Source organism: Dysosmobacter sp. Phy (genome assembly GCF_054476235.1).
The window spans coordinates 207907-219983 of record NZ_CM136997.1; the positions used below are offsets into that span (position 1 = coordinate 207907).

General features: G+C 59.1%; 11 protein-coding genes and 1 pseudogene. All 12 read right to left on the reverse strand.

The genetic code is table 11. The annotated features are described in order from the left end of the window. Nucleotides 1-10 precede the first annotated feature (10 nt). Nucleotides 11-604 (reverse strand): hypothetical protein, encoded by a 594-nt coding sequence (locus ACVDHE_RS00935; protein ID WP_458885306.1) that lies wholly within the window; start codon nt 602-604, stop codon nt 11-13. Next, on the reverse strand, nt 601-2034 hold the full coding sequence (locus ACVDHE_RS00940; RefSeq protein ID WP_458885307.1) for an SPFH domain-containing protein: 1434 nt from the start codon (nt 2032-2034) through the stop codon (nt 601-603). The genes ACVDHE_RS00935 and ACVDHE_RS00940 overlap by 4 nt, the downstream gene beginning before the upstream one ends. An 82-nt stretch (nt 2035-2116) precedes the next feature. Next, nucleotides 2117-4525: an S-layer homology domain-containing protein gene (locus tag ACVDHE_RS00945; RefSeq protein ID WP_458885308.1), complete on the reverse strand. Its 2409-nt coding sequence runs from the start codon at nt 4523-4525 to the stop codon at nt 2117-2119. A 69-nt stretch (nt 4526-4594) separates the two neighbouring features. Continuing rightward, a complete protein-coding gene (locus tag ACVDHE_RS00950; RefSeq protein ID WP_458885309.1) occupies nt 4595-5920 on the reverse strand; it encodes a hypothetical protein in 1326 nt (441 codons plus the stop codon). Between the two features lie 243 nt (nt 5921-6163). Beyond that, on the reverse strand, nt 6164-6556 hold the full coding sequence (locus ACVDHE_RS00955; protein WP_458885310.1) for a hypothetical protein: 393 nt from the start codon (nt 6554-6556) through the stop codon (nt 6164-6166). 49 nt (nt 6557-6605) lie between these two features. Further along, nucleotides 6606-7043, reverse strand: a complete 438-nt coding sequence (locus ACVDHE_RS00960) for a hypothetical protein (RefSeq protein ID WP_458885311.1) — start codon at nt 7041-7043, stop codon at nt 6606-6608. A 48-nt stretch (nt 7044-7091) separates the two neighbouring features. After that, nucleotides 7092-8396: a zinc ribbon domain-containing protein gene (locus ACVDHE_RS00965; RefSeq protein WP_458885312.1), complete on the reverse strand. Its 1305-nt coding sequence runs from the start codon at nt 8394-8396 to the stop codon at nt 7092-7094. A 24-nt stretch (nt 8397-8420) separates the two neighbouring features. Next, nucleotides 8421-9041, reverse strand: coding sequence for a hypothetical protein (locus ACVDHE_RS00970; protein WP_458885313.1), 621 nt, complete (start codon nt 9039-9041; stop codon nt 8421-8423). A 41-nt stretch (nt 9042-9082) separates the two neighbouring features. Further along, the gene (locus ACVDHE_RS00975; RefSeq protein WP_458885314.1) at nt 9083-10060 is read right to left on the reverse strand and encodes a hypothetical protein; all 978 of its coding nucleotides are present in this window, start codon (nt 10058-10060) and stop codon (nt 9083-9085) included. 15 nt (nt 10061-10075) lie between these two features. Next, on the reverse strand, nt 10076-10912 hold the full coding sequence (locus tag ACVDHE_RS00980; RefSeq protein ID WP_458885315.1) for a DUF6935 domain-containing protein: 837 nt from the start codon (nt 10910-10912) through the stop codon (nt 10076-10078). Nucleotides 10913-11035: 123 nt separating this feature from the next. Further along, on the reverse strand, nt 11036-11803 hold the full coding sequence (locus ACVDHE_RS00985; protein WP_458886199.1) for a DUF4870 domain-containing protein: 768 nt from the start codon (nt 11801-11803) through the stop codon (nt 11036-11038). 54 nt (nt 11804-11857) lie between these two features. Further along, nucleotides 11858-11926, reverse strand: a pseudogene (locus tag ACVDHE_RS00990) (zinc-ribbon domain-containing protein); the annotation flags it as partial. Between the last annotated feature and the right edge of the window lie 151 nt (nt 11927-12077).

Below are 12077 nucleotides of genomic sequence, written 5' to 3' on the forward strand. Positions count from 1 at the left end.
CGGATGTGGGTTAACCCGGCGGGTCATACCGGGGGATCTCCCGCCCGATGGGGTCGGCCAGTTCTTTCAGCAGAGCTACCAGCGTCGAAATGCGTTTATCGTTAGGAGAGGCGTACTTTATCCTCTGCTCACCCTCTTCGGTGTCCCAGATGAGGGTGATGCTGGAGGAACTGACTTCGTCCTTCACGCCGCCCAACCAGCGTCCCATGCTGCTCCACAGGTCTATCCTTGGCTCCGGCTTCGGCTTCATCAGCGGGTAAAGCTCCAGGACGACCTGCTCCACATCGGCCCACTGCTCGGCAGTGATGGGGACATTCTCTTTTTCGAATCGATCATGCCAGCCCACGCCCTTCGGCGGCTCCTCCGGGTAATAGAAGGTTTCCACGATGGCTTCCGGCGACAGCCAGATAAAGAAATCCTCTCGGACGGTCATGCCGCCGGAATCGCTGTACATGATGCCGGTCAATGTGCCGGGCGGCAGGGAAGACTCCTTCTGCATTGATGAACCGCCCCCTAGCTGCTTGAGATAGAGTGCTCCTGACAACAGCAGGATCAGGGCCAGGGCTGCGGCGCAAAGCGCCGCGGCTCTTCGGCCTTGCTTCATCCCTGGAGATCTCCGTCGTCAAAGGGATCGCCGCACTCCGGGCAGAACTTGGGGGGATGTGACGGGTCAGCCGGCTCCCAGCCGCACTTGTCGCACTTGTACTGGGGTACCCCGGCGGGCTTTTTCGCCCCGCACTCAGCGCAGAATTTGCCCTTGTTCACCGCGCCGCAGGTGCAGGTCCAGCCGTCCGCCTGCGCCTCCGGCTTCTTTGCACCGCACTCCGGACAGAACTTCCCGGTAGCCGCCGCCCCGCATTGAGGACACGTCCAGCTGTCTCCGGCAGGCTTTGGCTCCGGCTTTTTGCTGCCGCAGTTGGGACAGAAGTTGCCGGTGATGCCGCTCTGGCCGCAGGTGCAGGTCCAGCCGCTGGGCGCGGGCGCAGGGGCCGGGGGAGGCGGAGGAGCAGGCTGCGCCTGCTGCTGGGCACCCATCTGATAGAGGTTCTGAGCGTTCATACCACCCATCTGTCCGGCCATTCCCATACCCATAAAGGCCATGGCGGGACCGGCATTGGGATTGCTTGCCGCGGACTGCATGGCGCTGGCCTGTGCGCCTACCAGATGGGCCGCCGCCCGGGTGGGATCCATGAAGGCCGCGTTGCGCTGCAGTTCCTTGATCATCTGCTCGTCTTCCTCGTTGGCCTTCACGCTGGAGACGCCGAAGGAGACGATCTCGATGCCCCGCAGATCCCGCCAGCGGGAGGAGAGCTGCTCGTTGAGGGCCTCAGACAGCTCCAGGGTGTGGCCGGGGAGGGCGGAGTAGCGGATGCCCATCTCGGAAATTTTGGCGAAGGCGGGCTGGAGGGCGGTCAGGAGTTCCGTTTTCATCTGCCCCGCGATCTGCTCCGTCTTGAAGTCCTCGCTGACGTTGCCGCAGACGTTGGTATAGAACAGCATGGGGTTTTTCAGCCGGATGCTGTACTCGCCGAAGCAGCGGATGGCGATATCGATGTCGATGCCCGCCCGCTGGTCCACCACCCGGAAGGGGACGGGGCTGGGGGTGCCGTACTTGTTGCCGGTGAGCTCCTTGGTGTTGAAATAGTAGATGCGCTGGTCCTTGGGGGCCTCGCCGCCGAAGGTGAAGCGCTTTCCGATGTTCTGGAACACGCTTTTAATGGATTCGCCCAGATCGCCGGAGAAAAGGCTGGGCTCGGTGGATGTATCGTAGGTGTACTCACCGGGCTCGGCGCACAGATCCACGATCTTGCCCTGCTCCACGATGAGCATGCACTGGCCGTCTGCCACTGCGATGACAGAGCCGTTGGTGATGATGTTGTCATCACCCTTGGTATTGCTGGAGCGGCCCGTGACTTTCTTCTTTCCCTTAACTGCCAGTACATCCGCGGGGAGAGCCTCACAGTAGAAGAATTCCTTCCACTGATCGGCCATCACGCCGCCGGCGGCTCCGAATGCAGCTTTGATCAGTCCCATGGTTAATGTCCCCTTTCATCACATTGTGACAGGCCTGCCGATGGAGGATATCCCTCCATCGGCTTTTGTTTGCAGCTGCTGGTCACGAATGGACCCGGCTCCAGGTCTCGCCGCTTCCGGCCTTGGTATAGTCGTGGCCATTGGCGGCCTCGATCGCATACCAGTAAGCCCAGTGGCTTTCGCTCATATCGCGGAAGGTGCGGAGCTGACTGAGATGGCTGCGGACATAGGCCTGATCGGCCGTGCGCTCCAGCAGCCGGCAGGTCACGGCCGCCACCTCGGCGCGGGTGATCGGATTTGCAGGCCTGAACGTGCCGTCGGCGTAGCCGGTGACCCAGCCGCGGGTGGCCGCAAAGTTGATGTACTTGGCCGCCCAGTAGGTGGAGGGAACATCCGTAAAGCTCTTGGTCCCTTCAGTCAACTTCTCAAAACGGCTGGCGATGGCGGCGAACTGAGCGCGGGTCACAGGCGCGTTGGGGCGGAAGCTTCCGTCGGAGAAGCCGGTCACGATCCCGAACTGCTGCATATATCCGATGTAGTTGGCGGCCCAGTAGCTGGAGGGCACGTCGTTGAAGGTGTTGGTATAGGTCTTATCCGCCTCGATCTGCTCCGTGAGCAGGCGGGCGAACATGGTAGTCACCTCGGCCCGGGTCATGTTCCGCGCCGGACCGAAGGTGCCGTCGGCATAGCCAATCAGGAAGGGGAAATGGTCTTTGCGGTTGAGTTCGGCGATCCGACGGTTGACAAAGGTCACGGGGGAGTAAGTCTTGCCGTCCATGGTGACGCGGGAGCCGCGGACCTCCAGCTCATAGCGCTCCTCGGACATCACATAGCCCTCGGGGGCGGATTGTTCCACCAGGGTGTATGTACCGTTGCTGACATCAGTGAACCGGGCCACGCCGCTGGAATTGGAGGTGGCCTCGTACACGGCGTCGCCCCGGCTGTTGTTCAGCGCAAAGACTGCGCCGGAAAGGGGTGTCCCGGCGGGGTCCGTCTTCTTTACGATGATCGTGGCGCCGGAGTCATCGTGGCCGCCGGAACTGGTGTTGTAGGTGTAGGTGTTTTCAAAGGTCATCCGATCTGCCGGAGCTCCGGCATCCACATAGTAGTCGCCGTTCTCGCTGTGCTGCAGAGTGGTGGAGACGATGACAAAGTTTCCGGGATTGTCGGGGTCTGGCGTCACGTGCCACACCGCGTCGGAATAGGTCCAGTTTGCCTCTCCCGTGTTCTTCTCCCGGACGTAGAAATCCTCGTTAACAAGGTTTTCCACCTCTTCCGCCGGGCCGGAGATGATCAGGCTGCCCTCATAGCTGCCTGCGCCGCGGGTCTCGACGGTGGCGGTATAGAGGCCGTCCGCAGAGCCAACACCCCGAGCATCGAAGATCTCCAGCTCAAATGCCTGCCGGCCCGGAGCGGTGTTGCCGCCCAGCTTTACCACCTTGGTGAAGGGGAACTCGTAACGGCCTTCAGTGTAGGTATAGGTGTTGGTGAACTTGATGGGGCCATAAGCATCGGTGCCGCTGGCAGCGGACTGGATCATGATGTCCTTGGTCGTGGGGGTAAATGTGAATATCACGACCCAGGTCTTATCCGAATACTGCCATCCCGGCGCACCGTCGTTGATCTCGGTCAGTCGGAAACTCTTTTCCAGCCGGGTATTGCCCCCTGTTATACTTTCGGTCCATCCGGTGTCTACCGTGATGAGATCCGGATCGATCTCCAGCCTGAAAGATTCCGTATACTCGCTGGCCGTGCCGTCGGCCGTGATCTCTAGGGGATCCAGTACCGTAATGCCGTATGCAAAGGGATTATCATTGAATTTGAAGGAGAAGGTCTCCTCGGGACATGCCGCCGTGCCTGCCCCCAGTTCCACGATCTTGGTGATGGGGAAGCTCACGATGTTGCTTGTGTAGGTGTTGTTGAAATTAGCTGTTGTTGCGAAGACGTCGCCGCTCTCATAGATCCTGATGCCTAACTCCGCATCCAGATCCGCAGTTGCAGGGTAATATGCAATGCGCATAACCATCTCACGCGTATCGCAGGTCCATCCGGGCTTTGCTGTATTCGGCTGCTTCAGGTTCAGATATTTCCTAAAATACTCCCGGCCTTCCAAGGGGAGGCTTTCTTTGGTCCACCCGTTATCTTCTCTGACCTTCGCGGGATCGACTTGAACGCGAATGGTGGTGGAAGGCCTTGGTGTATTCTCAAAATCAGTTAGCTCAACCTCTAACTGGTCCAGCACCGTAATGCCGTAATCAGAGAGAGGCTTGGGCGTCCCCGACTCCACCCTGTCCGTGATTTCAAAGGTAAAGGTTTCGGGGGAAGGGATAGCCACGCCGCCCTTTCTGGTATTTACTTGGATGCCAAATGTGCCGATCAGCGGCTCATCCGCCAGCGCCGCGGTGGGGAGCATTGTCAGCACCATCACAAGGCTGAGCAGAATGCTCCAGAATCTTCTGGCTGTTTTTGCTTTCGGGTTACTCGTTTTCATGCTGTTCCATCTCCTTTTCTTTTTGAATATTTCCCGCTGAAACTGTGTGATGCGCCCCTGCCTGCCCACTCAAGAGGACAGGAACGTCCATCCGTTTACAAGATACCCGCCGGCATCGGTAATGGGCCAGAGATACCAGCAATCATCCCAGGAGCGCTTCATGTGCAGGCACAGATTCGGCATCCCTTCAGGGATCGTCAGAGAGAACCAAAGCGGTTCGTCCATGCCGATGGTCCCGTCGTACAGCGTTTCATCTGTCTCCCAATCCAGGAGGATCCCGTCCTCATCCCAGATCCCCTCCCCTGTGCAGAACTGGATCTGCGTTTCATAACAGCGTCCCACCAGCAACAGCTTGTCCCGTCCGTTTTCCTCAAGTTTTGTGACGGCCATCGCCTCCAGCGGTGTGCGGACCTCCTCCGGCGGGTTGGTCCAGTAGAAAATCAGGCTGTCAGACGGCTCCTCATACAAAGCGAGCTGCAAACTTTCCGGGAAGAAGCTATATTCCCGCTCATAGACAGCGGTTCGGACTACCTGGGAGCCATTGCGCCGGGAATGCTCCTGGAGGTACAGCGTGTCCGGGTCGGTCAGAGTAAAGGACAACTCCAGTCCCGTGGACTCTTCCAGCAGCTGGGCGCTCCATACCTCGTTGGGGATCCCGTCCATCAAAGGCTGATCCAAAGGCTTCAGCAAAAGATCAGATGCCTGCCGGTATTCCGGCTCTTCCGTGTCAAGAGAACTTGCAAAATAGTAGTCTGCCTGCAGGGTATATCTGCCGCCGTCCAGATCGCTCCAGAGGGATGAAAACAGCAGGATGGAGGCAACCCCGTTCTCGCGTGCATCAGACAGGCGGCCATTCTCCTCCAATCCGGTCATTCGCCATGTCCCGGCCAGATTTGCCGGACACAGCTCACCACCGGGCGCTGGCCGCTCCGTCTTTTCCAGATAGAACGTATCTCCATAGGCGGTTTCCAATATCAGGCGGCCATCCTCAAAGCGGCCGGACAGGTTGTAATCCGCATTACCGCCGGCATCTGTCAGATGCAGGGTGTTGTTCGCCCCCAGGGACCAGATCCCGTCGGTCAGATAGAGATTGAAGGTATCGCCCAGCACCTCGCGGAACTGTGTCGTTCCGTCCTCGTAGAGAAAGAGATCTGCCCACCACTTGTCTGTGGGCATCCGGCTTACATTGGTTCTGTCGTACAGGTCGTCGTAGGATTCGTGCTGCACAGCCGTCCAGTAAGTACCGCTCAGCGCGTCAGCGGACAACTCCGCAGGAGGTGCGCCGGAGAGCGTTCCGCTGTCGGAAGGATCCGGCGGAGTTTTTCCGTTTTCCTCGCCTTCCGGACTACCGCAGGCCGCGAGACAGAGGATCAGCACCAAGGACAATGCAGACATCCAAAACCGTTTCCTTCTGCCGTACAGTGCCAACACTGCGGCTTTGCTGCTTGTAATTACTTGCATGACAACACCTCTTTTCTTTCCAATGGTGTCCCGCTGCGCTCCTTTATGGGTTCATTTTACTTGGTACCGCCGTTTTCCACCCTACCCGCAGCGGGTAGTTTTTGAGGCAAAGCGCAAAAAAGCGGAGCGGCATTTGCCGCTCCGCTTGCTGTATACGCCGGAACTTTTTGTGAAAGCTTACTGCTTCTCATAGGTCAAGATCACGTCCTCCATATCAATGACGATGGTCTTGCCGTCATAGGTGCAGGCTGCTTCCTCGCCCTCTATGTTCAGGGTCAGGGAGTCGCCGTCCAGCTCCCAGGTGCCGCTGTACACCTCTCCCTCCTCGTCGGCCAGGAGGCCCATATCCCAGGTGAACGTATTGTCCTCTGCCAGTTCCAAGGTGGAACCGACCTCTGTTCCGTAAATCGCAGACAGTTCTTCCACAGTCATTTCCATGCTGCCGTCACCCATCTTGGACAGTTCATACGTACCGGCGGGGCTATTGCCGCCGCCGCAGGCCGCAAGGGTGACAATCATCGCCAGAGCCATCATGAATGTGAATACCCGTTTTGTCGTGTTTGTGTTCATGTTCATCTTCCTTTACTTTTGTTCCTTTTCAAATTACTCTCTGCACGCCTCAAAGGGACTGCAGGCTGGCGGCTAGATAATCCAAAGATACGTCGTAAAACACAAAATCGTCAATCTCGCCCTTCCGCTTGGCTTCTATGGCGCGGTGGACAGCCTCCGTCTGGCCCTCCGGACACATCAGCATCAGTCGGCAGTGGGGCGTGACCTCCCGCAGCCATGCGCACAGGGCCAGACAATAGCCGATGTCCTGGGCGCCGTCCTCGGCCACCTCCAGCAGCGCCCCAGTGGCCAGGTGGCTGCGGATGGCCACATCCGCGTTGGCATAGTCCGGCTCGTAGCACAGCTGGAGACCGGGGGCGTCCCGCACCTTGGCCATCAATCCCTGGGCCAGCGACGCCCGCCGCATGATGAGCAGCACTGTTTTCAGTATCCCCACCTCCCTGCACTTTGGATATCTGACTTTATTGTAGCGCCCCTTTGTGCCCATTGCCCTACCCGCACCGGGTAGTCTTTCTTCCGAAATACCCCGTTTCTCTTATACCCGGTCCGTCTGCACCACCCATTTGGCGCTGTCCACCCGGAAACTGTAGCCGCAGAAGGTGCAGCAGTGGTTTTCGTCCGGCACGAAATTCGCGCCGCAGGAGGGGCACTCCCGCTCCGTGAACAGCTTGCCGTCCTGTTTTCTCCGTTGGGGATACCGGGCTCTTTGCAGAACAAGCGTTCTTTTGTATTTCCTGGTATGGGGTTTTCTCCCCTGGGGAAGATGGGTTTCGCTGATGTACACCTGAACCGTGATGGTGGTGGTTTCCTCGGTGTTGACCACCTGCTTCAAACGGATGGTGCCCACGCTGTAGTCCATCCGGTCGGGATGGTTTCCCTCCGGATACAGCGCCTCGCTGATGCAGGAGCGCAGATAGTTCTCCGAGTAGCGGACGATCTCCTGCTCCAGCTTTTCCTGCTTTCCGTAGGTGATGGTGGACACGGCGATCACCGCCGCCAAAATGAGGACCGCAGCGCCTACCCCCACCGCCAGGGAGATCATGGCGTCCTGGATGAGCCAGAGGCAAAGGAACAGGCAGACATACAGGATCCCGCCCCAGGCAAGCAGCCAGAGCGCTTTTTCCTGATTGGCCCCCATCTGCTCATACATCCCAAAGGACTCGGTCTGCCAGTCGTAGAAATCGCTTTGGATCACGCCGCCGCAGTAGGGGCAGACCGTCTGCTGGCTGCGAAGCTCCACCTCCGCCCCGCAGGAGGGACAGTTGATGGTCGCCTTGTCGGCGTAGTAGCTCTTCTGCTTTCCGGCGCGGTCGCAGCTGCGGATGTGCCTGGACTGGAGCAGCCGGAGACGGGCGTTTTTGCGGTAAACGGTATGGACGGGGCGGCCGCCTTCCTTTGGGAGCAGGCGCTCCAGGGCGCTGCACTGCAGCACGGACTCCCGCCACTCACGGCCGTCGTCGCTCCAGTGCCGGAAGGCGTTTTTGGGCAGGGGGATTATGTCGGTCATCCGGATCTCCCGGCAGAGCTTCCGCCGCTCTAAAAGTTCGATCTGTCCCTCCATCCGCCTGCGGAAATTTCTGTCCATCCGGGCGGGGAGCAGCCCCTTGTCCGCCTTTCCCAGGGGGAGCAATACCAGGTCGAAAGCTCTCCGGATCTCGCCCTGCACAGTGGTTCCCTGCCACGGACCCTTCCGCTGGGCCAGCATTTTTCTGCACTTGGTGCTCTTCCAGTTCCGCCTGAAAAAGACGGTAAAATCCACATCCAGGATCTTATTCGCAGCAAAGCCGATCAGGGTCACCGTGACCATGGCCGCCATGAACGCCGCTTCCCAAAAGTTCATAAAAGCACCGTCCTGTCTGCCGTCTCAGCGTGTTTGACTCTGCTTGCCCTTACCGTGTTTTTTGCTCTTTCCGTTGGTGGTCTCCACCTCCGGGCGGACCATACCGTAGATCGAGATTGCGGTGACAATAAACCCTATGGGGATGGCTATGCAGTAGTAAAGGAAGTCGACGGGGCTTTCCGGGTCCGCGATCTTGTATTCTCCGTTCCGGCTCCTGTAGACCTCAACGGAGATGGTGTCGCCGGCCTTGAGCTGATGGTAGAATCGATCACTTTCCTGGCTGTCGGAGTAGGTGGTGACATTATACCAGCCCTGATAGGTCTCCCCGTCCACGACAAAGGAGACCTTCATCTTGTGGAGCGTCTCAAGGAAGGTATCGATATTATCTACCATGAGCTTATTGTTGCCCTTGGACTTTTCCCCAATGACTTTTTCGCTGCGTTCAATTTTTTCGATCACGGCGTCCACCGTCCGGATGTCGGTGGAATTATCGTAATCGTCGTCGGCGGCCAAGCTGGTCACAATGCCGGCGATCCCGGCCACAAGCATTCCAAGGCCAAAGAGCAGGGCGAGGATATCGTATTTACCGATCTTTTTTCTCTTCTTTTCCGGCTTGTTGGCCATGTTTTTCGGTTTCTCATTCATGATGAACACACTCCCTCCAAAAAAACAGCTTTCTCAGGCCGTCACGTTCCCCAAGTCCGCCATATGTCCTCCTGGGCGCCGCAGACGGAGATGGTGCCGTCATCGGCCACTGCGTAAAAATACTGCGGCTCAAAGAACTCGCCGTCCATGCTGCCCAGGGCAAACACCGGGGAGACGTGACCGCACACATAATCCGTCCAGCCGTAGAGAAGCGTCATCCCCTGCTGGACGGCGGCATTGACGTCCGCAAGCTGCATGAGCTTCTCCTGAGCACGCTGAATGGTAGCCTGGTCGGCTTCATCTACATAGATGGAGAAATCATATACCCCCGGCTCCGCCGCCACATGGCCGTCCATGCCGGAAAGGCCGGGGCGGAAGGCGACGGCGCTGAAGCCGTCGGAGACGGAGACCAGCACGTTGGAGTAGATCTCACTGATGTTGCACAGCACGATCACGGCCTCGCCGGGATCTCCCGTATAAAGCGGCGTGCTGTCATCCACATACTCTCCCATTTCGCTTATACTGGAGGCGTATACGGTCACCGTCCCCTCAGGGGTGGCTGGAACCACGGCGTACAGCTCCTGGCCTTCGGTCATGACAATATCTGCGTCCTGCAGGAAGAAACGCTTCCCTCCGACGTAGGAGTATGCAACATACTCCCGCAGGAAGGCCTCGGTGCTCTGGCTGTCCACGTAACCGATAATGGCGATGCCGGCCGAGCCGCCGTTCTGGATGATCTCTTCCTGCAGCATCTCCAGAGAGAGTTCTTCCAAGGGGATGATCTCCTCTCCGTCCGCCTGATCCTCCAGGCCGGTGGGAGCGCCGTCAGAGGAAGGGGCTCTGCTGCCGGAGGGGTCGCGGCTGCCCGCTGGCAGCTTGTCTTTGTGGGTCTGGGTGGTGTCGTTGTCCGGGTCCCCCCGGATCTCCTTCAACGCCTCCAAAGCGGCGCAGCCGGAGAGGGCGGAAACTGCCAGCCCTATGGTGAGCATTCCGCTCACCCATCTATGTATTTTGCTCATGGGAAATCATCCTCCTTAGCTCCACGGGTCCAGAGAGGCAGGCAGCCGGATCCCGGTGAGTACGTTGGAGTACTCCCAGAGGTAATACTGGCCGTCCTTCTCCCGCAGGGTGATGCGCCGCCGGCTGTCCGCGCCGGTGGTGGTCACCTGGATATAGCGGAAGCCCTCCTCTGCCTCCATGGAATCGTCATATACCACCAGGGTCCAGGGGGTGTCGGGGGTATAGTCGTTTTCCGGCGCAGCCCCCTCGAAATACGCCCCGGGAAGATAGGCCTTGTCCCGCAGGCGGTCCCTGATAAAGTTCTGGTCGATGCCGTTCATGGGCCGCGGCCCCCGGAGAACGTCGATCATGGCAAGGCCGTCGGCGGCGGAGTCCACGTAGCGCACCAGGGAGGCGATAAAGAACGCCCCTGCGTGTCGGGGGTCGCTGAGGGGATAGCACTCCAGCAGCGCCTCGACGTCCCCGGCCGTCTGGGGGAGCGCATCAAAGATCACCTGAATCCCGCCGTCCACGGCCTCTACGGTCACCGCCTGGGCGGCGTCAAAGGTCCCCTGCTGCTGGCTGCCGCCGGTTTCCCCCTCCCCCGAGGGTTTCTCTCCGTCGGTCTCCAGTGCGGCGGGGGACGGTGGCTCTGCCGGAGCTTTGGGTTTCTCCGGCTTGCCGGTTTCAGGCTCGCTGACCTCCGGTCTGTCAGCCTCCGGCTTTTCCGGTGTTTCGTCTTCCGGATCGTTTACAGAGAGCGAAGGCTCCTCCGGGGGGGCCTCGCCTGCTTGCTTTCCCCCCAAGAGGTTTGGCATACTGCATCCCGTAAGCAGCAGAAGCAGCAGTACAGTGAGTAGCATCTTTTTCATTTGGGTTCTCCTTTCCCAAGGGATGGATCGAGAAAGAGGGGATGCCCCACGTCAAAGAGGCGGCATCCCCTCCAAAGGCACGCAGGCTTTGCATCTGCATCGCCCTGCGTGTTCCCGTATTGCTTACTTGATGATCGTGATGCCGCCGATAATGGGCACAGGCTTTCTCTGGCCCTTTGCCGCGTGGATAATGCCGATGAGGGCAAACACGCAGAGGACCAACACAAGGAGTGAAAAGACGCCGGTCACCACCAGAGTCAGCAGCGGACTGATATTGACGAGAATATTGCCCAGCACGGTGGACAACACGTTGAACACCACCATGAAGATGAACAGCACCAGGCTCTGGTTGGCGTGATATCTGGCAAAGGAGCCCTTTTTGGCGGCGAAGAGCGGGATCAGGAAGAAAATACCGAAATACGCCAGGATCGCCAGTCCCTTCTTGGTCTGCTCCTCAGTGAGGGGATTGCCCGGAATCGTCTGTTGGTACGGGCTCTGCTGGGGCGCAGGCTGCTGGTATACCGGCTGCTGGTACACCGGTTGCTGGGGCGCAGGCTGCTGGTACACTGGCTGCTGATACGTCGGCTGTTGAGGTGCAGGCTGCTGATATACCGGCTGCTGATACGCGGGCTGCTGAGGTGCAGGCTGCTGGTACACCGGCTGCTGATACGCGGGCTGCTGAGGAGCAGGCTGCTGGTATACCGGCTGCTGAGGCGCAGGCTGCTGGGGCTCAGGCTGCTGGTACACCGGTTGCTGAGGTGCAGGCTGCTGGGGCTCGGGCTGCTGGTACACCGGCTGCTGAGGTGCAGGCTGTTGGGGGACAGGCTCCTGCTCCATCACTGCTGAGGGAGCGGCAGCCTGAACCGGCTCAGGGGCCGGTGCTGCCGCCATAGCGGGAACCGCCTCCTGCTGTACCGGCGCGGGTGCTTCCACTGCCTGCACCGGTGTGCCGCAGCTGGGACAAAACTTTGCTCCTTCGCTGAACTGTGCGCCGCAATTCTGACAAAATGCCATGATGCTTCCTCCTTCTCACTCAATAAAACGTAATGTGCATCAAAACACCACACATCCTGAAAACAAATATGCAGCGTTTTCCGGTTGCTCCATGCCCATCTGAGCCTGCATAGCCGCCGTCTCGTTTCCCACCTGGTCATAATCCTCCCGG

What these genes read in the sequence shown, in the direction of transcription:
- ACVDHE_RS00940 (WP_458885307.1), bottom strand. Translation starts at nt 2,034, where the DNA reads ATGGGACTGATCAAAGCTGCATTCGGAGCCGCCGGCGGCGTGATGGCC.
- ACVDHE_RS00950 (WP_458885309.1), bottom strand. Translation starts at nt 5,920, where the DNA reads ATGTCTGCATTGTCCTTGGTGCTGATCCTCTGTCTCGCGGCCTGCGGT.
- ACVDHE_RS00945 (WP_458885308.1), bottom strand. Translation starts at nt 4,525, where the DNA reads ATGAAAACGAGTAACCCGAAAGCAAAAACAGCCAGAAGATTCTGGAGC.
- ACVDHE_RS00960 (WP_458885311.1), bottom strand. Translation starts at nt 7,043, where the DNA reads ATGGGCACAAAGGGGCGCTACAATAAAGTCAGATATCCAAAGTGCAGG.
- ACVDHE_RS00955 (WP_458885310.1), bottom strand. Translation starts at nt 6,556, where the DNA reads ATGAACACAAACACGACAAAACGGGTATTCACATTCATGATGGCTCTG.
- ACVDHE_RS00975 (WP_458885314.1), bottom strand. Translation starts at nt 10,060, where the DNA reads ATGAGCAAAATACATAGATGGGTGAGCGGAATGCTCACCATAGGGCTG.
- ACVDHE_RS00935 (WP_458885306.1), bottom strand. Translation starts at nt 604, where the DNA reads ATGAAGCAAGGCCGAAGAGCCGCGGCGCTTTGCGCCGCAGCCCTGGCC.
- ACVDHE_RS00980 (WP_458885315.1), bottom strand. Translation starts at nt 10,912, where the DNA reads ATGAAAAAGATGCTACTCACTGTACTGCTGCTTCTGCTGCTTACGGGA.
- ACVDHE_RS00985 (WP_458886199.1), bottom strand. Translation starts at nt 11,803, where the DNA reads ATGGCGGCAGCACCGGCCCCTGAGCCGGTTCAGGCTGCCGCTCCCTCA.
- ACVDHE_RS00965 (WP_458885312.1), bottom strand. Translation starts at nt 8,396, where the DNA reads ATGAACTTTTGGGAAGCGGCGTTCATGGCGGCCATGGTCACGGTGACC.
- ACVDHE_RS00970 (WP_458885313.1), bottom strand. Translation starts at nt 9,041, where the DNA reads ATGAATGAGAAACCGAAAAACATGGCCAACAAGCCGGAAAAGAAGAGA.